Origin of the sequence: Helicobacter sp. 16-1353 (assembly GCF_003288815.1) — a bacterium.
Classification (GTDB): Bacteria; Campylobacterota; Campylobacteria; order Campylobacterales; family Helicobacteraceae; genus NHYM01.
This window is the reverse complement of sequence record NZ_NHYM01000012.1, coordinates 1-21,872: the sequence shown is the minus strand read 5'-3', so window position 1 is coordinate 21,872 and position 21,872 is coordinate 1. Positions and strand designations below refer to the sequence as shown.

The 21,872-nt window shown below is 30.4% G+C and carries 19 protein-coding genes; 7 read left to right on the top strand and 12 right to left on the bottom strand.

Annotated features, from left to right (window positions below):
• Positions 1-7: 7 nt before the first annotated feature.
• The 6 genes from bioV to CCY99_RS07580 are packed head-to-tail and all read right to left on the bottom strand — an operon-like array spanning position 8 to position 7,542.
• Positions 8-538 carry a pimelyl-ACP methyl ester esterase BioV gene (gene bioV, locus CCY99_RS07605; RefSeq protein WP_112060819.1) on the bottom strand — a complete coding sequence of 177 codons (531 nt, stop codon included), beginning with the start codon at positions 536-538 and terminating at the stop codon, positions 8-10.
• The gene (locus tag CCY99_RS07600; protein ID WP_112060818.1) at positions 535-2,211 is read right to left on the bottom strand and encodes an AAA family ATPase; all 1,677 of its coding nucleotides are present in this window, start codon (positions 2,209-2,211) and stop codon (positions 535-537) included. The genes bioV and CCY99_RS07600 overlap by 4 nt, the downstream gene beginning before the upstream one ends.
• Positions 2,198-3,439: a tRNA (N(6)-L-threonylcarbamoyladenosine(37)-C(2))-methylthiotransferase MtaB gene (mtaB, locus tag CCY99_RS07595; protein ID WP_112060817.1), complete on the bottom strand. Its 1,242-nt coding sequence runs from the start codon at positions 3,437-3,439 to the stop codon at positions 2,198-2,200. Before mtaB ends, CCY99_RS07600 begins: the two co-directional genes overlap by 14 nt.
• Positions 3,417-4,991, bottom strand: a complete 1,575-nt coding sequence (locus CCY99_RS07590) for a mechanosensitive ion channel domain-containing protein (RefSeq protein ID WP_112060816.1) — start codon at positions 4,989-4,991, stop codon at positions 3,417-3,419. Before CCY99_RS07590 ends, mtaB begins: the two co-directional genes overlap by 23 nt.
• A 12-nt stretch (positions 4,992-5,003) precedes the next feature.
• Positions 5,004-6,059 (bottom strand): 3-dehydroquinate synthase, encoded by a 1,056-nt coding sequence (gene aroB / locus CCY99_RS07585; RefSeq protein ID WP_112060815.1) that lies wholly within the window; start codon positions 6,057-6,059, stop codon positions 5,004-5,006.
• Positions 6,060-6,117: 58 nt separating this feature from the next.
• Positions 6,118-7,542, bottom strand: a complete 1,425-nt coding sequence (locus CCY99_RS07580; protein WP_112060814.1) for a TrkA C-terminal domain-containing protein — start codon at positions 7,540-7,542, stop codon at positions 6,118-6,120.
• Positions 7,543-7,611: 69 nt separating this feature from the next.
• Here CCY99_RS07580 and tgt point away from each other — a divergent pair, with 69 nt between their 5' ends.
• Complete coding sequence (gene tgt, locus CCY99_RS07575; RefSeq protein WP_112060847.1) at positions 7,612-8,739, top strand: tRNA guanosine(34) transglycosylase Tgt; 1,128 nt, start codon at positions 7,612-7,614, stop codon at positions 8,737-8,739.
• Between the two features lie 21 nt (positions 8,740-8,760).
• Here the strand turns inward: tgt and CCY99_RS07570 are convergent, their stop codons facing one another.
• Positions 8,761-10,062, bottom strand: coding sequence for an SH3 domain-containing C40 family peptidase (locus CCY99_RS07570; protein ID WP_112060813.1), 1,302 nt, complete (start codon positions 10,060-10,062; stop codon positions 8,761-8,763).
• 62 nt (positions 10,063-10,124) lie between these two features.
• On the opposite strand from CCY99_RS07570, the gene CCY99_RS07565 reads away from it, so the two are divergent.
• Positions 10,125-11,219 (top strand): metallophosphoesterase, encoded by a 1,095-nt coding sequence (locus tag CCY99_RS07565; protein ID WP_112060812.1) that lies wholly within the window; start codon positions 10,125-10,127, stop codon positions 11,217-11,219.
• The gene (locus CCY99_RS07560; protein WP_112060811.1) at positions 11,219-11,956 is read left to right on the top strand and encodes a hypothetical protein; all 738 of its coding nucleotides are present in this window, start codon (positions 11,219-11,221) and stop codon (positions 11,954-11,956) included. The genes CCY99_RS07565 and CCY99_RS07560 overlap by 1 nt, the downstream gene beginning before the upstream one ends.
• On the opposite strand, the gene CCY99_RS07555 is transcribed toward CCY99_RS07560, so the two are convergent.
• On the bottom strand, positions 11,943-12,263 hold the full coding sequence (locus CCY99_RS07555) for a hypothetical protein (RefSeq protein WP_112060810.1): 321 nt from the start codon (positions 12,261-12,263) through the stop codon (positions 11,943-11,945). The genes CCY99_RS07560 and CCY99_RS07555 overlap by 14 nt on opposite strands.
• Positions 12,264-12,409: 146 nt before the next feature.
• On the opposite strand from CCY99_RS07555, the gene CCY99_RS07550 reads away from it, so the two are divergent.
• From CCY99_RS07550 to CCY99_RS07540, 3 genes are all read left to right on the top strand, one after another.
• The gene (locus CCY99_RS07550) at positions 12,410-13,231 is read left to right on the top strand and encodes a hypothetical protein (RefSeq protein ID WP_112060809.1); all 822 of its coding nucleotides are present in this window, start codon (positions 12,410-12,412) and stop codon (positions 13,229-13,231) included.
• A gap of 133 nt (positions 13,232-13,364) precedes the next feature.
• Positions 13,365-14,246 (top strand): hypothetical protein, encoded by an 882-nt coding sequence (locus tag CCY99_RS07545; RefSeq protein WP_112060808.1) that lies wholly within the window; start codon positions 13,365-13,367, stop codon positions 14,244-14,246.
• A 116-nt stretch (positions 14,247-14,362) separates the two neighbouring features.
• Entirely contained in the window at positions 14,363-15,322 is a 960-nt protein-coding gene (locus CCY99_RS07540) for an Abi family protein (protein ID WP_112060807.1), read from the top strand.
• A 185-nt stretch (positions 15,323-15,507) separates the two neighbouring features.
• On the opposite strand, the gene CCY99_RS07535 is transcribed toward CCY99_RS07540, so the two are convergent.
• From CCY99_RS07535 to CCY99_RS09640, 4 genes are all read right to left on the bottom strand, one after another.
• Complete coding sequence (locus tag CCY99_RS07535; protein ID WP_112060806.1) at positions 15,508-18,087, bottom strand: AAA family ATPase; 2,580 nt, start codon at positions 18,085-18,087, stop codon at positions 15,508-15,510.
• Between the two features lie 216 nt (positions 18,088-18,303).
• Positions 18,304-19,035, bottom strand: coding sequence for a hypothetical protein (locus CCY99_RS07530; protein WP_112060805.1), 732 nt, complete (start codon positions 19,033-19,035; stop codon positions 18,304-18,306).
• 63 nt (positions 19,036-19,098) lie between these two features.
• Positions 19,099-20,925 carry a molecular chaperone HtpG gene (gene htpG, locus CCY99_RS07525; RefSeq protein WP_112060804.1) on the bottom strand — a complete coding sequence of 609 codons (1,827 nt, stop codon included), beginning with the start codon at positions 20,923-20,925 and terminating at the stop codon, positions 19,099-19,101.
• A 119-nt stretch (positions 20,926-21,044) separates the two neighbouring features.
• The gene (locus tag CCY99_RS09640; protein ID WP_181646892.1) at positions 21,045-21,209 is read right to left on the bottom strand and encodes a hypothetical protein; all 165 of its coding nucleotides are present in this window, start codon (positions 21,207-21,209) and stop codon (positions 21,045-21,047) included.
• 176 nt (positions 21,210-21,385) lie between these two features.
• On the opposite strand from CCY99_RS09640, the gene CCY99_RS07520 reads away from it, so the two are divergent.
• A complete protein-coding gene (locus tag CCY99_RS07520; RefSeq protein ID WP_112060803.1) occupies positions 21,386-21,607 on the top strand; it encodes a helix-turn-helix transcriptional regulator in 222 nt (73 codons plus the stop codon).
• The last annotated feature ends 265 nt before the right edge of the window (positions 21,608-21,872 follow it).

Genomic DNA, 21,872 nt, shown 5'->3' with positions numbered 1-21,872 from the left:
ATAATCCTTATTTAACTTTTCTTAGCAAATGATTAGTATTTTTTAAAAAATACACAATGCCAAATTCTTTAAAAAAATCCAATGCTATACTAGAATCTATAATCCTATCTAATTCTCCTAAAAATGTTATTATTAATATGCCTTTATCTTGGAGTTTTCTTAAACTTTCTTTATTAAAATGATAATATAATAAACTCTCCAAATCATCAAAACTAGGCTCTTTTAAAAACTCATTCATACTTTTATCAAATCCTATATTTTGTAGGAAATATTTCATATAAATATTCTTATTTTTCTTAAAATGTAGTAGTTGAGATTCTCGAAAAGTATCATTTTTATTATTAAAAAATGCGGGGGAAAGCAATATAATATCATTTATGCGATTTTTAGAATCTAATGCATAATCAATGGCTTTTTGAGCTCCAAAACTAAATCCATAAATTCTATAATCACTAGAATCTAAAAAATTATATGCTTCTAAAATATCGCTAAAAAGACGATAATCATCATTAAAGCCAAAACCGCCAAAAAATATCAAATAAACATCTCCCTTTTGAAAATATCGCGTAATTCCTCTTTTGTGATTTTTTCATTTTTTAGCAATATTTCCTGCACCTCTCTTAATGCACCTTTGGCACTTGTAAAAAACACCTTTAGCTCATCTCGCACTTGCTCTAAAATCTTTTCAATATCGTTAAAATCTGTAATTATTCGCTCACTCATAGCATAGTTTTCGCTCATTTCTCTTGCTATTTCTTTGGCAGTTTTAATGTCCTCAATACAATTTGTATAAGTCTCTCCAATATTCATCTCTAAGACAACATTTCCGCTAAGAGAGACTTTTATTCTATTTATTAAATCTGTTTTTGAAAATATATTTTTATCACTTTGCTTTATGCCATCGCCAATAAGTGAGATTTTATCAAAGTCAATATCGCACCAATACGCACTAATAGCTTTTGCGGCTTGATAAAGAGCAAGGATATTTTTTTCCTCTTCGCTAAAACTAAGTTGCTTTTTAACGCCTCCTGCGACCCTATCGCGAGATAAATAAAAATCATCATCTGTAATAATATTAGCATTTTTACGCAAAGCATTTAGCGAAGCCTCATTTACCAAAGAAGCTATTGCCGCACCACTAAAACCAACAGTTTGTTTAGCAATCTCGCTTATATTAACAGAGTGATTTTTATCTTTTAGATAAAGTTCTATTATCTTTACTCGCTCCTCGAAATCTGGCAAATCAATATAGATTCTCCTATCAAATCGCCCTGCCCTAAGCAATGCAGAATCTAGAATCTCTATTCTATTTGTCGCCCCAACCACTATAACGCCCTTGCTATCCTCAAAACCATCCATTTCCGTTAAAAGCTGATTTAGTGTGGTTTCGCGCTCATCATTCCTATTACCACCTCTAGCTCTACCTACTGCATCAATCTCATCTATAAAGATAATACTAGGAGCACTTGCCTTTGCTTTATAAAAAAGTTCTCGCACTCTTTTTGCACCAACTCCTACATAAATTTGTGCAAAGCTACTTCCACTTTGATAGAAAAATGGCACATTCGCTTCACCTGCAATCGCCTTTGCTATCATCGTTTTACCAACTCCCGGAGGTCCTACTAAAAGCACACCTTTTGGGAGGTGAATACCCATCGCTTGATATTTACTTGGATTTTTAAGATAATCAATAATCTCCAATAAATCATCTTTTACTTCCTTGATACCAGCAATATCATTAAACTTAATATTTGATTGTATATTAGCAACATCAAAACTTACATCATCAATAACATTTTTTGAATGTGATTTTACTTGCGTTTGTGGGGAATTCACTTTGATAGAATCTCGTCTAAAAATACGATAAAAGGCATTTATTAATACCGCTATACCAAGCAAAAGAAGAACGATAATCCCAATATTACCTAGAATCTTATCTAATGAAGAATGCTTAACTACCTCAATGGCGATATTGTTAATATTTTTTAAATCAACTAAATCTCTTGCGATTTTATATCGTTCATTATTTGCATTGATATAGATATATCCATCATCAACAACAATACGACGAATATTATCACTTGTGATAATCTTATCAAATTCATCTTTATCGATTAAAATCGTATCATCGCGTATTATTAATGCCAAACTAAGCAAAACTATTATAATAATCCCAAAAATAATAATAAAAATATTTTTAGATTTCCGCATAATTAACACCTTCTCCTACCTTGTAATTATCTATTTGCAACCATTTTAAGGATAAATCATAATCACTTTTAATCTGGATTCTATTAAAAAATTGGTCTAATCCATAGAAAAAACTACCTTTTTTATTCTCAACTAATACATTTAATTGCTTTTTGGATTCCCTAAATATCTTATTTTTACTAGCAATTAGCGATTTTATTAAATGCAATCTCTCTTTAGCTTTTGCTTTTGGTATGTTTAAGGGCATATTTGCGGATTTTGTATTAGCTCTTGGGGAGTATATAAAAGTATGGATATGCGTTAAAGGCAAAGCTTTAAGGTGTAAAAAAGCATTATTAAAAATCTCATCGCTTTCAAATGGATGCCCCACAATAAAATCACTTCCAAGTGCGAATCCCTTTTTTGCGATTTTCTCAAATAGTATTAAATCTTTTTCAAATCGATTTATTCTATTCATAATGCGAAGCATTTTATTATCTGTGTGTTGAATGGCAATATGCAAATGTTTTTCTAAAAAACTAGAATCCAAAATCTCCAAAAAATCATCGTTGATTTGCGAAGGCTCTAAGCTACCTAATCGAATTCGTTTTATCCCGGATATTTTTGAAATATCTATTAGGAGTTTTGGCAAAGTGTCATTTGTATCTTTCCCATAACTACCTAGATTCGTCCCACTTAGCACGATTTCACTAATTCCATTATCTGCTAATATTTTTATTTGTGAAAGAATGTAGTTTTTTTGATAACTTCTTGATTTACCCCGCACTTGCGGTATCACACAATAGGAACATTTAAAATTACAACCTTCTTGAATCTTAATAAACGCCCTACTTTTGCCTATAAATCTATGGATAATTGTAGAATCTAGATGTGATAAATCATTATCAAAATAGAATCTTGTTTTATTTTGCAATAATGTAGAGATTTCTTCTTTTTTGCTATGCCCAAAAGCACCAAATATACTACCTTTTGCAAACATATCTTTACCTACGCTATCTAATGCACAGCCTGTAAATAAAATCTTTTTATTAAGTTTTCTAATCTTAGATATATAATCTTTGACATCTTTATCAGCACCATTTGTAACAGTGCAGGAATTTACCACGACAATATCTGCTTCATTCTCATTTTTTACAATCTCATAGGATTCTAAGGAAGCAATCATAATCTGCGTATCAAAGATATTTGTTCTACAACCAAAAGTCTTAAAGAACACCTTCACTACCATCTCCTAATGATTTATCTTTTGAAATAACGGTTGTTGTAGGATATGATATTTCAATATCATCGGCACTTGTGAATGCTTCTATTATTGCCCCAGAAATAATACTATTTAACATCAATGTGGCATAGGAATTTGTTTGAAACCAAACAGATATTTTTATACCATTTGGAACGATAAAGCTAAAAACTCTTGGCTCTACATTTATACCTCTTAAGGAATAATTTACTTTTAGTTTATTTAGCTGTCGTTTTGTGGTTTCCGTGTAGCCAAGCGAATATTTTTTGGCGATTTCACTAGCAAGAAAAAGGGCTTTTTTGTAATTACTATGGAATGTAATAGTAATATCTACGCCGTCCCAAACTGTTTTCATATTTGAGTGAGAATAATTTGCAATCATAGTTGTAAAAATAAGATTATTAGGGATAAATATGATTCTTCCAGCTCGGCGATTTTCCGCATAAGTGGTATAAGTAACATCTTCATAAAGTGTAATTCTAAGCATCGATATATCTATAACATCGCCAACATAAGTGGTATTATCTTTTACAACACGGATTCTATCTCCAGACTTTATGCTTCCGCCACCAACAATAACCATATATCCAAAAAAGGACATAAACCAATCTTTCATAGCTATCGCTAAACCAGCAGAAACAAAACCGATAATCGCCACGATATAAGTTACATTTTCGATATATGCAAAGATTAAAATAAATATTATTATGCTTACATTTAGCACATTTACAAGTTTATTAATCGTATAACTCTTAGTTGTATCACCTCTTTGCGTATATATCTTTAAAAGTAGCTTTATAATAAAAGAAATAATAGAAATAATCGCTATGGATAGAATAATATAAAATAGCTTTACAATCTCATCTTTTATCTCTTGTTGGACTTTTTGTATATTATTATCAGCATCTTTTTTGAAAATATCCACATAAACATTTAGGATTTTACTCGTAGATTCCAGCTCTTTAATGGCATTTTGTGTTTCTTGTAATTCTTTTGTTTTACTTGTGTCATCTTGTAATATTTCTGCTTTTCTATATAGCATAGTAAGCAATTTTTCCAAGCTACTAAGATTCTCCTCAATAACAGAGATTTGTGCCCTTAGATTCTTAATATATGAGAAGCCACTAGTTATTAAAAATGGATTTGTAATATTTGGAATCTCGCTAAGATTTTGCGGTGTTATAAGCTCTTTATATGGCTCATTTTTGTAATTATGTAGTAATTCCTCTTGTCGTTTTATAGTGTAGTATTTCTGCTCTAATACATTGATTTTGCTAATTACTTTTGTAGTTTTGGGCTGTTTTTTGAGATATTCTAATTCTGCTTCAATCTCAATCATCTCATTATATGCTATATTGTATTCATTATAATTTTTATATTTAAGAATCCAAGGATTATCCTTTATATATTTATCAATTTCTGCTAATTCATTTTCTGTAGAATAATTTTTCTGTTGGGAATTAAACACCTTATTTTGAATAAGATTATCCGCAAAAACTATATTAAACGATAGAAAAAGCAATATAAAATGTAGTATCAAATTATCCTTCTTTTAGTAGCTAGAATCTACCACATCACAAAGTGCATTAAATAATATTTCTTTTGGCGGATTCTCTATAATCTCCATCTTACCAATGCCATTTGGGATAATGAATCTTAGATTATCATTTTGGCTTTTTTTATCTAAGAAAAATTTACTATAAAATTCTTGTGGATTTTCCACCTTATAATCTATCGGGAGATGGAATTTTGATAATAGCTTTTTAATTCTTTGTGCGTCATTTAAGCTTAATTTACCTAGATTTATAGCTAGATTATTTGCTTTACATATCCCCAAACTCACCGCCTCACCGTGCAAATAAAGTGAGTAATCCCCAAATAACTCAATAATATGTCCAAAGGTATGACCATAATTTAACCCCGCTCGAATGCCATTTTCCCTTTCATCTTGGCTTACGATATTAGCCTTTATCTTAATACTTTGATAAATGGCATATTCTAAATCATTTTTATTAGCGATTAAATCTACATTTTCTAACCAATTAAAAAAATCGCCATCAAAGCACACTGCCATTTTGATAATCTCACTAATACCAGCATTGAATTCTCGCTTTGGCAAAGTGGATAAAAAATCAATATCAATATAAACAGCTTTTGGTTGGTGAAATAAGCCAATTAGATTCTTACCAAAAGCATTATTAATGCCTGTTTTACCGCCGACACTTGCATCAACTTGCGATAAAACCGTAGTTGGAATCACGATAAAATCAATGCCTCTTTGATAGATTCCAGCTGCAAATCCGCTCATATCGCCGATAACGCCACCGCCAAATGCGATAATTAATGATTTTCTATCTAATTTATGATTAAAGGCATTATTTAAAATCTCTTCAATACTTTGAAGATTCTTGTATTGCTCACCATCTTTAACTGTGCAAATATAAATACTATTTGCTTTAATATTAGATAGTAATTTTTCTATATGAAGCCCACAAACCTTTGGATTAGTTACGATAAGAACTTTTCCCTCAAAGCTAATCTCTGGCATATGCCCGATATGGACTTTATAATCTCTATCTTTTGTATTTACTTGTATTGTTTTAGTCATTTTATATCTTTATGTATTTTTAAACAAATATTTTACGACTTTTTATTTAATAAAATCCTTATAAAGGCATTAGAATCTGTGGATTTTTATCTATATTAAGTGATAGGCAATCTGTATTTTTATTTAAAAGCCAAAAGATTCTAGGTTTTAACAAATCAATCTCAAGCGGGATAAATTGTATTAATTTATCATCATTTTGGTGTAGCCAAAATATAGGGTTTTTTGTATTTGTCTGCTCGATGATGATTTTTTTATTAAAGATTCTGCCTATATTTTGATAATAAGTCGCAAGATTCGTATTATATTCTCCATCAATCTCAAATTCATAAAGTTTTACACTCAAATCAAGTTGTGAAGCAAAATCAACTATCGCATAGGATATATTTTGTATATGAAGTGCATTTGACGAGCATAATACCAAAGTGCTTTTAATGTCTTTTAGACGCGTTGCTTTTCCTATTTTTAAGATTGGGGTATTGGTTTTATATAGGATTCTGCGATTTTTACTTGAAATAAGCATATTTGAATCTATGATAATAAGTCCAATTTTTTGACTAGAATCCTCTTCTATTTTTTGCGATGCTGTTTTTCTACTATAATCAATATTAATGATAATATCTTTCCTAGCAATTTTCTTAATCTCATTTAGCTTTTCTATATTATTTGGATTTAAGATATTTATTACAAGTTTTTCATTTTTGATTTTTTTATGCAGCCAAAGTGCGTCATTAATAATATTATTAATCTCCCTATCATTAGAATACCTAAAATCAATATAAACATAAATATCAATACCAAATGGTGCTGGGAAATTGCCTTTATTTGAATTAATCTTTTTATAAATATTATTTAAGATTCTGGGCTCTCCAACAACCAAAATACTATCATTTGGTTGGATAATCATCGATACTTTTGCAACTAAAAAGGTATTTTTGCGATAGATTCCAACAATCTTCCAACCTTTTTGCTGTATTGAGCCAATGCTAATATACGAATATGCACTCCCAAATGAGATATTAATCTGCATAATCTCGCCTTTATTTAGTCCAAATCCTCGTGCTATAAGTGGGATATTTGGCACTTGGTTTATTAGCACTCTTGCTGTAATAAAACTTGTTGAAATAGTGTTTAGATTTGGGTCGTGTAATAGGCTTTCTTTAACTTCTGCTTTAGATTCGCAAGATATGGTTATTGGTATATCTTTAGCAAATTTACGAATGATGGAGCAAACCTCATCTCTTTGCCTAGAATCTGGCATAATAACAAAAATATCATGTAGATTATGTGTAAGCAAGGAAGAAAGGCGAAATTCTGCAAGTGGGTCAAATGTATAAATCTTAAATGATGTAGGGTATCTAAGCTCTACAATATCTTTATCATTAGACACGATGATGTAATAATTATTACTAAAATACTTCTCAAGCAAAGCTTCTATAAATATCCTAGCTATTTTACCCTCTGCTACAATCAAAACTTGTTTCATTTGCTAACCTTAAAATCTATTTTTAAAATTATTATTTTATCTAAAATTAAAATCGTTATAATTCCGCTTATGATTTGGAAATTAGAAGCAAAAGATAATAAAGCAAGAGCTGGTGTATTAAGCTTAAGAAATAATACGATTCTAACACCTATTTTTATGCCTGTAGGAACACAAGCTTGTGTAAAGGGATTAGATTTTAATGATTTAGAACAAATTAAAACAAAGCTAATCCTAGCAAATACCTATCATCTATATTTGCGACCCAATGATTCTGTGATAAAAAAATTAGGCGGTTTGCATAAATTTAGCGGTTTTAATGGTAGTTTTTTAACCGATAGCGGTGGCTTCCAAGCTTTTAGTTTAAATGGAAAGCCAAATGAAAATGGCATTGCATTTAAAAGCCATATTGATGGGAGTAGTCATTTCTTTACTCCGCAAATGGTGCTTGACATTCAATACAATCTTAATAGCGATATTATGATGATTTTAGATGATTTAGTGGCACTTCCAAACACAAAAGAGAGAATCCTAGAATCCATTAAAAGAACGAGTCAATGGGCAAAACAATCCATAATTCATCATCATAATAATAAAGATTCCAATCCACATAATAACATCTTTGCAATCATTCAAGGCGGAACAGATAAATGGGCAAGAGAAATTTCCGCTAATGAGCTAATTAATATGAATTATTGCGATAGTGAATTTGATGGATTTGCCATCGGCGGATTGGCTGTGGGCGAGGAAAAAAATATAATGTATGATACTATCGAGCTAACTACTGATTTTATGCCACAACATAAGCCTAGATATTTAATGGGCGTTGGAACGCCTGAGGATTTAGTGGAGGGAATCTATCGTGGGGTAGATATGTTTGATTGCGTTATGCCAACAAGAAATGCGAGAAATGGAACTATATTTACCCAATTTGGGCGACTTAGTATAAAAAATGCAAGATTTAAAGAGGATTCCACTCCTATTGATGATAAATGCGGGTGCTACACTTGTAAAAATTTCTCAAAGGCATATCTAAATCATCTCTTTAAAGCAAATGAAATACTCTATGCAAGATTATCAAGCATACATAATTTATATTATTATTTAGAACTTACAAGAAACGCTAGAGAGGCGATTTTACAAGGCAGGTTTGAGAATTGGAGAAAGGAATTCTATCTAAAAATCAATGCTAGATTCTAGATAAATCTTTGATATTAATATTTATTTTATGATTATATTCATTGATTTAATCCTATCAAGCAAGGTTGGCGGGGCATCACCATTTTCATTTTTTTCTATTCCCGGTGTTAGTGTTGTGATAGAAATGCCACCTAGGATTTCTACTCCTTGTGTAGTTTTTGCTCCCCAAACATCGTGGATTACCATTATTTGATTATCCACTTCACCGATATAAAGCATTATATGCCCTTTTAGCCAAAGAATCGTTCTAAATGGCTTTGCATACTTTTTAATCATTTCTATTTTTTCATTATTATCATCGGGCAAAGCCATATATTGGCTATATGGGGAGATTTTAGCGTGATTTACTTGTGCTAGAGAATTTCTTGGAAGCCAGATTCCAACACCCATAAACACATCTCTAACAAAACTAGAACAATCCCTATTGCCATACATTCCACCCCAGCCGTAATTTTCAAGATTTAGAGAATCTGCGATATTTGCAATATTTATTTGATTTAGATTGAGTGGGAAAATATCAAAATCATTGCTATCAAATACTAGTGGAATCTTAACTGCAAAACCATTTTCATTTCTATAGTAGCCATAAATATAGTTTTCTTTTGACTCAAAAAGCATTCCAATTCTTGCATTTTCTATAAATTGATTATTAAAATAAAGCGGAATCTTATCTCTATTTGGCATTAAAAAATCACTATTTTGCATAAAAGATTCCACATCATCTTTGTTTATTAACGCCACTTCGTCATATTTTACCCAGCCAGAAACAAAAGAGCTTTGGATTAAAACCCATTCTTTGGTTTTATCGTGGTGTAGGATAATAACAGGCGTAAATGCAAATATTAGGGAATTTTGCCATCTATCAAATGGATAGCCATCAATAGTGGAAAATCTCGGCTTCTCTGTGGGTAAAACTCTCACATTAGCACTTTTTACCATAATGGCTTTATCTTTCCTACTTGGATAGAAATCTACTTGCATATTAGATTCTAACTCATCTAGGAATCCGTTATTTATGGGCTTTTTAGATTCTCCAAAGCCATTTTTAGCTACCAATCCCCAAAACATATCATTTTTATCTGGCGGAATAAAATCATCCCTCCAAACACTGAAATATTTCTCTAAATATTCCCTTTTTAATTCTCCGCTAAAAGCAGAATCGCCAAAATCATTATTATCACTAATATACATAATAGCTCTTTGCGAGAGATTCAAATCGGCGATTTGCGTATTAGGCTTTAAATCAAAACTTATGGGCTGTTTTGTGGAACAACCTATAAATAATATTATAAGAACTAAAAATTTTAATATTTTAGGATACAAAAAATACTCCCGTTTCTTAATTTTTATATTATACTTGCAAAAAAATTATATTTTGGAAGTATATGAGCACATTTCTAATCGTCTCTCTATGCGTTTTTTTAATATTTCACATTATAAGCTACCACTTTTTAATAAAACCAATGCTACGAAATCTATCTCTAAGATATAGGATTCTAGGGATATTATTGCTAATCCTAAATTTTATTTTAATTATTATTTTTATGGTTACTCGTAGATTTGATGTGCCAGATTCTATTATCTTACTTTTATCAATCTCTATTTTAACTACACTTTTATTATTTAGTGCGGCTTTGGTGAATATTATTTTCTTAATTCTAGCAAAATTCATAAAAGGTTTTCCAGCGATTCTAATAAGTCGCATATTATTTGCTGTAGCGATTATTGGCGTAGGTTTTGGAATCTATGGTGCAAGTAAAATGCCAAATATCACAACCCAAACCATAGAAATAAAAAATCTAAAAAAAGATATGAGTATTTTAGTAATCTCTGATTTACATTTATCAAAACTAATAACTTCTAAGAAAGTAGAGAAAATTATCTCTCTAGCAAACTCCACGAATCCAGATATTATCGTTTTACTTGGTGATATTATTGATGATAGGGAAGAAAATATAAGAGATTCGCTAGATTTACTAAAAAATCTTAAGGCAAAATATGGCGTCTATTTCGTGCTTGGAAATCACGAGTTCATCTCTAATGCTTATAGAAGTCTTGAGATTATTGATAATCTTGGTATTACAACACTTGTAAATAATAGTGTGGTTATTGATGATGATATAAATCTAATTGGATTAAGTGATATGAGTGGATTTAGATTTGGATATTTAGAGCCTGATGTAACTAAAGCTATGCAAAATACTATTCCATCGCTTCCAAATATTATGCTTTCACATCAACCAAATACAATTGATATATTGGATTCTAATATTGATTTATTGCTTAGCGGACACACGCATGGAGGGCAAATTTTTCCATTTAGTTTTATTGTATATTTGGCAAATCCATTTTTATCTGGATTAAAAACGATAAATGATATTCAAATCTATATTACTAAAGGTGCTAGTGTGGCTGTAACCTATGGTAGAGTGGGAGCAGAATCTGAGATAAATCTAATCACATTAAAAGGAGTAAGATAATGAAAAAAATGATTTTAATATGTTGTGTTGCGGGCTTAACTTTCGGTCAAAATATAAGCAATGATAGCTTGGCTATCGAAAAAAATTTTGTGTTAAATAAAAAAATCGAGCCTAGTTATTTATTCGCTGATATTAGGATTGAAAGCTCATCATTACTAAGAAATATAGGGGAATTAAACGATAATGATAGAAAGAGTATCACAAGCACATTAAATACTATCATAGTAGAAGCAAAAAAAGATGATATTTGCAAAGGTGGGAGCTACTCGATAAATCCAATAGTTAATTATGATAAAAACGATAGAAAAACTATCGGGCAGAATGTGGATTTTACGCTTAATTGTAAATTTTTAGAAAAAGATGGATTGGCGAAATATAATGACTTTCTCTCTAAGATTAATAAAATATTATCATCAAATAGATTGCTTACACTGCCACAACCAAGCATTGCCTATCGTATAACAGATGATGAGATAAATGCCGCAAAAGAGACATTATTTGGCGAGTTTTTGAGTCATATTAATAGCATAGAAACTAAATATTCCACATTAGCAGGTAAAAAATGTGTGGTAAATAGCATAAGCACAAGCGATGATTATATCCCAAGTCCAATGCCAAGAGCACTTGCAAACGCAAAAATGGAATCATCAAATGCAGATTCCACCACAGCAGAAGCACCGATAGCCAACGAAGCAAATATTACAATCAATATAAATCTAAGATTTATTTGCAAGTAGAGCATTTTCTAATACTAAAATTGTATGTTTGGGAGCTACGATGGAATCCGCTTTTATACGAAATATCAAAATAACTCCCAAAGCTCAAAATCACAGAATCTAACAAGAATCTAGCAAATAAAATAGTGGGCTTAGTGGATAGAATCTTAAGGATAAAATCAAAATCTTTATTATTTCCTGCAGATTCTAGAATCTCAGGAGTTTTAAGCGATTGAAAAGATTCTACAACTCTTAATAATTTCGTAGATTCTGCCAACTCCATTAACGCAAATGACTTGAGAGATTCCGCAGAATCTATAGAATCCACAAAAGCCTAGAATCTAAAATAGATTCCCCAATGTGCCAACTCCGTAGCTTTATCGAAAGCGAGATAGAAATCATTCAACCTTAACCACATAAATAAAGATTCTATATAATATAATTAAGACTAAAAAGCAATCTAAGGAATATTAAATGGGGGAAATCCGCCTATCGAAATATATACAAAGCAAAGCCGTTATTGCCCATGAAAATACAATAGATATTGATGGTAAAGCACTATTTAAGCATATTGTGCACAATATCGAACCTAAAGATTTTAATGGTCAAGTTTTAATAATAGACAATATGCCAAATAATAATAGCGATATGCCAGCTAAGATTAATATTATTTTTCGTGGCGAAGAAACAAATAAATTTATTTTTGATGAAATTCGCTTTGAAAACGCAACAAACGAAGATGTCTCTATTTCGTTTATATATTGCATAATCAAGCAAAAAATAGAATGCATTGGCAAAACTATCGCCTACTCGATAAGCTTTAGTAATGTAGAATTTCAAGGCTGGATTAGTTGGAAAGGTTCCACCTTTTACTCTTTAGAATTTTTGCAATCAACATTTAACGATGTTAGTATATATAATTCGACATTCAATAAAGAAGTAAAATTTTCAAATTCAAAATTTAATGAAATAGTAACTATTTGTATGAATGAGTTCAATGAAGTATTTAATATTTCTAGCGAAAAAAGCGAAACATACTTTAACGATTATGCACATATAGAATTTAACCAATTTAATGCTGAAGTGAGAATGAATAACATTGTGTTTAATGGCATTGCAACCATAGAACACAATACTTTTAACGACAAAGCGACATTTAATGACACTATGTTTGGTAAGGCTACATGTTGTGCTCAACATAATACTTTTAGTGCTGAAGTGCAATTTATAGGCACAATTTTTAAGGGCGACACTTCTTTTAATAACTCAACATTCCACAAAAAAAACAACTTTTGAAAATGCCAAATTTGGAAAATATATAACATTCAACAATAGCAATTTTACCGATTCTCTAATCTTAGATTTTATAAAAGTTGATGGAATTTTTATACTAAAGAATGTCGGTGTCGATAAACTAGATAAAGTTTCAATGTTGGGTTTAAACACACATACGACATTTGAAGACATAGAAAAACACTTAAATGAGACTGAAACTAAAGAGACAAATAAAAAGGTTACCCCATACGAAGAATCTTACAAGATTCGTGAGAGTTTTACAAATATGAAAACGATTTTTACAGCTAAAAATGATGTAATAGAAGCTAGTAAATATCGTGTTTTGGAGCTTTATGCAGAAGAGCTAAGAATAAAACACGAGAACAAATCTCTAAAATTGACATCCGACACTTTGCGTAAAAAAGCAAAATTGAGTGTTGATTACTTGCAACTACTATTTTATCGCCACACTTCCAACCATCATAGTGATTTATTAAGGGCGTTTCACTCTTTGCTATTGCTTATCGCTACTTTTGGGATTTTTAGCTTTTGTGTTATGCTATTAGTTAATTACTTTTATGCAGATTTGCTAACTCTTAATCCTATCCAAGCTATAGATTCTTATGACAAAAATATTCAATCTTTCATCAACTATACAGATTTACTAAATCCTTATCTCTTCCAAGCTATAAATTGTTATGACGCACATATTCAATTCTTTATCAATGATGCCGATAAAATTTGCCTATTTTGTGGGAATCTAATGCTCGTAATAGCATTTTTTATAGTATTCATTGCTCTAATATTGCTTAAAAGCTATAAAATTTTCAACGCTTTTATAACCATATTTAGCTATATTGTTAGCCTTTGTATTTTATTAATTTCACCAAAATATCTCATTCCAGCAATAGAGCTATTTGGCGATAAAAGGGGGCTTTTCGACCCATTGCAAGTAATCGGCGGAATCTACACAATCTTATTTATTTTGCTTATTTTCTCACTCCAAAAAACTGCTCGTAAAAACTCGATAATATAAATTTTAGGTGATAATGTTTGGATTTGGTTTATATCAAAATCATAGAAATTAAAGAATCTTAAAAAATTAAGATAGAAAATTATAGAATCTCATCTTAATAGGCAATAAGGGATAATATGAAACATAAGTTAAATACCATTGAGCAAGTAGATTATCTACAATCATTGGGTGTAATATTTAACATATACGATAAAGAAAAAGCGATTGCATTCCTTAAAAATAACAATTATTTTTTTAAGATTAAATCTTATCTTAAGAATTATGAAAAATATCCACAGGGTTATAAAAATATTGATTTTGCACATTTAGTTGAGTTTTCATTGCTGGATATGTATCTAAGAAGAATTATTTTGGAAATAAGCCTTGATATAGAGCATTTACTTAAGGCGAATCTAAATGCACACATAAGCGAAAATAATGAAGAAAATGGATATGACATTGTTGAATTATTTTTCAATACTCATAAATCAATAAAAGAAAATATCAATAAGAGGGCTATAACAAATTCATTTGTTAGAAATTTGGTAGAAAAATATCAAAATAATTTTGCTTCGTGGAATCTTATGGAGATTCTAAGTTTTGGTGATTTTTTACGCTTTTATAAATTCTATATTGATACATATCAAGTTAAAAATTATCAAGAATTTTATTCATTAGCATATTCCGTTAGAATGCTACGAAATGGAGCAGCACATAATAATTGTATGCTTAACACTATAAGAATCCCATACAATAAAAACTTTAAGCCAGATAAAAAGATACAAAGATTAGTGGCAAATATCCCTAGTATTTCAAAAAATACGAGAGTAAAGATTCTCAATAATCCATTTTTCCACGATTGCATAGCTTTAATATGGCTTTTTAATCGACTCTGTAGAAGTGAAAAAATGATAAATATGAAAAGAAGTAATATTAAATGGTTTTTTAAGCAATGCATTCGACATAAGGAATATTTTGCTAATAATAATTTTTTATATTCAAGATTTTTAGCGATTCATAAGATTATATTTTATCTTTTTAAGCATAATATAATAAAACAACAGATAGCATTTCATATTGACCAAAAATGCCATTGAGGCATTTAGCGGGGAGATAAATTAAATTTTAGTTTATCTCCCTTTTTTTATGCACTTTTTTCTTAAAAATCCTAATTTTTATCCCATAAAACCTAAGCTATAAATAAAATTAGTAGATTGCTTAATCTTTCATTTAGATTTCCTTAAAAGAAACTCTTTTAAGGAAAATCCTAGTTGTTAAATATCTAAGCATTGCTAGTTTTTGCGATAATCTCACCATCTTTTGCGTCAAATATAACACTTGTATTATCCTTTACCTCATCTTTTAGAATCATCACTGATAATAAATCCTCAACCTTTTCTTGCAATGCTCGTTTTAGCGGTCTAGCCCCAAATATCGGGTCAAATCCTATCTCTGCGATTAGCTCCTTTGCTGGTGGAGTGATGGAGATTTTTATGTTTTTAGTTATTGCTTTTTTTGCTATTTCATCAAACATAATATCCACGATTTTTACAATCTCATCTTTGCTTAATGGATTAAATATCACAATATCATCAAGGCGATTTAGAAACTCTGGTTTGAAATAATGTTTCAATTCATCTGTAACGGCATTTTTCCTATCCTCTTTAGATTCTAGCTCCATAATCTTATCACTTGCGATATTTGAAGTTAGGATTATAATCGTATTTTTAAAATCCACTACAACGCCCTTATTATCGGTCAATCGCCCATCATCTAGCACTTGCAAAAGGACATTGAACACATCTGGATGAGCTTTCTCAATCTCATCGAAAAGCACGACGCTATAAGGCTTTCTACGAACTGCCTCTGTTAGCTGTCCACCCTCTTCATAGCCCACATAGCCCGGAGGGGCACCTACAAGACGACTTACGGCGTGTTTCTCCATATATTCGCTCATATCGATTCGAATTAGATTTTTTTGGCTATCAAATAAGAAATTTGCCAAACTTTTCGCACTCTGTGTTTTTCCCACGCCTGTTGGGCCAAGAAATAGAAAGCTTCCTATTGGGCGATTTAATGCTCCTAAACCCGCTTTATTTCGCTTTATAGCTTTAGAAATCGCATTAATTGCCTCATCTTGCCCGATTACGGATTTTTGCAATTCGGCCTCTATGTTTAGGATTTTTTCCTTGTCGCTGGAGAGCATTTTTTTAACAGGAATCTTTGTCCATTTACTTATAACTTCAGCGATACTTTCTTCTGTTACAGCATTTTTTAGTAAAGTTCCCTCTTTTGTCATATTTTCCCATTTTAAATCTAATTCTTTATTTTTAGATTCTAAATCTGGAATCTTGCCATAGTCAATCTCTGCAGCCTTGTTATAATCGCCATTTCGCTTTGCTAGTTCGGATTCTGTTTTATAGGAATCTATTTGGCTTTTTATCTTTGCGATTTCCTCAAAAATGGCTTTTTCATTTTTAAATCTAGCTTCTAATTTGGTTTGCTCTTCTTTAGCATTTTCTAACTCTCTTATTATTTCATCTATTCTATCTTTATTGCTTGTTTTTTCCATATTTAAGGCTTCTTTTTCAACCTCTAAATTCTCTATTTTTCGCCTAATATTTAGTAATTCGGTTGGTAAAGATTCTATTTGCATACGAATCTCACTTGCCGCTTCATCGATTAAATCAATCGCCTTATCAGGTAAAAATCTATCCACAATATAGCGAGATGATAACCGCACAGCAGCCACTAAAGCAGAATCTAATATGCTTACATTATGATGAGATTCTAACTTTTCTTTTATGCCTCGAAGCATATGGAGTGCTTCCGCTTCGCTTGGCTCATCTAAGCTAATTGGCTGGAATCGCCTCTGCAACGCCATATCTTTTTCAAAATACTTGCGATATTCTTTCAAAGTCGTTGCCCCAATAGTATGCATTTCACCTCGTGCTAAAGCGGGTTTTAGGATATTTGCTGCATCCATCGAGCCCTCACTCGCCCCAGCACCTACAATTGTGTGAATCTCATCGATAAATAAAATCACATTTCCACTTTTTTTGACCTCATTTACGACATTTTTGAGCCTATCCTCAAACTCACCCCGATATTTCGCCCCAGCGATTAATGAACTCATATCAAGGGCAATAATGCGTTTATTTTGCAAGGAAAGTGGCACATCTTTTTTAACAATTCTTTGTGCTAAACCCTCCACAACTGCCGTTTTCCCAACACCGGGTTCACCAAGCAAAATAGGATTATTTTTCGTTTTTCTAATTAGAATCTGCATCATTCTAGTGATTTCCTCATCTCGTCCAATTATTGGGTCTAGCTTCCCTTCCAACGCCTTTTTGGTTAAGTCAATGCCAAATTTCTCCAAGCTCTGCAGATTCTCATCACCGCTATTAGATTCTATTTTTGCTCCGCCACGCATAGTTTCTAGGGTTTTTTTAAGCTCATTAATATCAAGATATTTTTTAAAGATTTCATTTAGTTTTGGGATCCTACTAAGATTCGCAATAATCCAAGAATCAAGCGAAATAAAAGAATCTCCATTGTTTATGGCATATCCATTTGCTTCATTAATGCTATCAAGCAGATTCTTAGATATGCTTATATTTTCCTTGCTAACACTTGAACTCTTAGGATAGCTCTCAACTAGGCTTTTTAGCTCCAAAGCCAAAGCCTCTTTATCGACATTCATAGCATTAAGTGCGACATTTAAAATAGAATTAGAATTTACCGCTAAGGCAAGTGCTAAATGCCCGCAATCCACTTCTTGATTTTTATTATTCAATGCTAGTGCAACGGCATTATCTAGTGTTTCTCTAAATTGATTTGTTAATTTTTCGATGATATTCATAATCTTCTCCTTTGATTATATGCTATATAAATATATTATATATGGAAGTATTATATAACTTTAGTCTATTATTGTCAAGTTAATAATAACACTATTATAAATTAGCACTATAAAATAATAATTGCTAAAAATAATTTATTGGGATTTGCGAAATTGTAAGTGGGATTCTACTTTTTATTCTCGACTATTAAAGCCGAGTAATAAAAAATATCTTTATTATTTACTTTCGTATATAAAAGGAACGCCTTGAATAACGCCTGTTTTAAATAAAGATTCTGTGGTTTTTTGAATGGCAGAAGTATCGATTGTTTTTGGAGCTTTAAAATTAGAGGAAAAAACCTCTTGTAGCACATTTAATTTATCTTTTTGGCTCATTTGGCTATTAACCTTACTCATTACATAAGCGGCTTTTTTAAGCGAATCTTCGCCAAGTATCCCAACCATAACTATATTTACATTATGAGTTTTTAATCTATCATTAATATTTTTAAGTTCTTCTCTGCAATATCCACAATTTGGGTCGGATATGATGAAATATGTTTTTGGATTCTTTGCAGATGATTTTAAACTTATATATTGTTCTGGTTTCAATGTTTGTATTAGATTCCCCGCTGCGATTTTTTGGCTACTTTCATTATGTGCGGAAGCCTCATCTGTAGCTTTTAGTATTAATTCTTCATCAGCTTTTGAGCTTGTAAAAAGTATATTCGATAATCCTATTATCATACTTCCATCTTTTGTTGCAAACATTGGGATTCTCTGTGCATTATCAATGATTTCTACAAGAATGAGTTTTAAATCTTTATTATCTTTTAGGCTTATATTTTTTACTATTTTAACTTTTGTTCCTGTTTGTTTTTCTATGAGATTCTTTATATTATCATCAAATGTAGCTCCAAAAGCAACACCAAGCATAAGAGCCGATATTAATAATATTTTTTTAATCATTTATGTCCTTTAAAAATTTAGATTATTGAAATGGGATTCTAGCCTTGTTTTAATAAAAACAAACTAAATACTCATCTCTACTAATTTATTAATCCTTTTTGAAAACTCGCTTGCATCGCTTAATGCACCTTTTTCTAATAATTTTGCATTATCAAATAAAATATATACTATATCGCTTAATTTCTCCTTATCATCGATGTTATTAAGCTTTTTGATAATATCATTATTTGGGTTTATCTCAAAAATCGGGGCAGATTCCTTTACTTCCTGTCCCATTTGTCGCATAAGCTGCTCCATCATTGGATTTGACCCCTCGCTTATAACGCAAGTCGGCGATTTGTCCAATCTATTTGATAATCTCACTTCTTTGATTTTTGTATCTAGAATCTCCTTTATATTATCAAGTAAATTTTTATACTCTGTTTTTATTTCTTCGCTAATGTCATCTTTGCTTTCATCTTCACTTACATTTTTAAAACTCATTCCCTCAAACTCACCAAGAGACGGCATTATAAAGCTATCAACCTCATCATTTAAAAGTAAAACCTCAATATTATCTTTTGTATATTTTTCAAGTAATGGAGAATTTTTAAGCAATTCCAATTCATTACCTATAATATAATATATATTATTGTCTTTTGCGCGGTCTTTGTAGGCTTTAAGCGATACAAATTCCCCTTGTGTTGTATCAAATCTACATAGATTTAATAATCTATCTTTATTTTCAAAATCACTATAAAGCCCTTCTTTTATTAGCTTTCCAAACTCTTTATAAAATGTTTTATACTTTTCTTCATCATTTGAGATTCTCTCTATTTCGCTCAATATTTTCTTTGTGGAGGCAGATTTTATATTTGCTAGAATCTTATTTTGTTGTAAAATCTCGCGACTTACATTTAGCGGTAAATCCTCGCTATCTATAATCCCCCGCACAAATCGTAGATATTGCGGTAAAAGCTCTTTGTCATTATCTGTAATAAAAACGCGTTTAACATATAGCTTCACGCCTGATTGATAATCAACCCTAAATAAATCAAAAGGTGCTCTAGATGGGATATAAAATAATGTAGTATATTCTAATGAGCCCTCCACTTGATTGTGAATCCAACTAAGTGGCTTTGTATTTTCGTGGCTAAGATTTTGATAAAATTCTATATAATCCTCATCTTTCAATTCATTCTTTGGTATTTTCCATAATGCTTTTGCTTTATTTATCTGCTCTTCTTTATGGACTATTTCTTCTTTTTTATCTTCGCCTGTTTTCTTTTCATCGTAGCTTAGGATAATTGGAAATGCGATATGGTCGGAATATTTTTTAACTAAACTTTCAATTCTCCATCGATTTGCAAATTCTTTGGAATCATCTTTTAGATAAATATCGATTTTTGTCCCAAATGTGTCTTTTACGCATTCCTTAATCTCATATTCGCCTTTTCCATCACTAATCCAAGAAAACGCTTTTTTATTTAATGCTTTTTTGGAGATTACTACAACCTTATCTGCTACCATAAAGCTAGAATAGAATCCTACGCCAAATTGCCCAATTAACATAGAATCTTTTTTCTTATCGCCACTCAAAGCATTTAGAAAGCTTTTAGTGCCAGATTTTGCGATTGTTCCTAGATTGTCGATTAGCTCCTTTTCACTCATACCAATGCCATTATCTTCAATAGTTAAGATTCCCTTTTCTTCATTGAATGAGATGTTTATTTGTGGTTTAAAATCCAATGTTTTAAATTTATCATTACTAAGTGTTAGATAATTTAGCTTATCTAGTGCATCCGATGCGTTCGATATAAGCTCACGCAAAAAAATCTCTTTATTTGAATAAAGCGAATTTATCATTAAGTCTAATAATTGATTGATTTCAGTTTGAAATAAATGTTTCATATTTGCTCCTTATATTTTATAAAATAAATTATTTGGCAAATATAGCATATTATTGATAAAAAGTCTATAAGTTTATATTGATACTATAAAGTTAATTATATGATTTTATATAAAATATTTTATATCTCTTTTATTAATTCTTTTTTATTTAAGTCTTTTATAACCTGTAATTGCATATTTTTTAGCTCTAATGCTAGATTTCGTAGTTTTTGAAATTCATCAGTACATTTTTTATCTTTAGCGTGTTTTTTTACTACGATATTACTAACCAACTCTTTTGCCATATATTCCAAGCCTTTTTTAGAAAATTTAATATTAAAAAATAATGTGAAATTATAATTTTAATAACTTAATATTTTATTAATTTATACTATTTATAGTATATTTTTATTTATTTATATAATCTATAGAGTATATTTTAATATTATAATAAGGAATACTTTTTGCTGATTAATGTGTTATGGACCAAAGAGAATTAAAAATTTTATTAGCAAAAGCAAATCTAAGTAAAAAAGAATTTGCACAAATGATAGGCATAAGCCAACAGAGTGTAAATAATTGGGGTTCAAATAAGAATATTCCCTATTGGGTGAAAAGCTATTTACTTAATTATATAGAGCTAAAAAAATATAAAGCGATAAGGGAAAAAATCGAAGAGCTTGGAATCCTAACATTAGATTAATGTATCTAAAACTAAAAGATTTACCCATAAGCTAAGATTCTAATAATCAAAAATAACTTTAAGATTCCAGCCATCTTTATCTAGAATCTCAAAGTTAAAAATTAATCTTAAAGTTGTAATTAAATCTTAATATTAGAAATATTAAATCTTAATATCTCCTATTATCAAGTGGGATTCTTCTATTTTAATTACTAGGATAAGAATCTCCAAATATATTTCAATAAACTTTAGTTTTAAAGAAAAACTAGAATCTTTAAAAAACTAG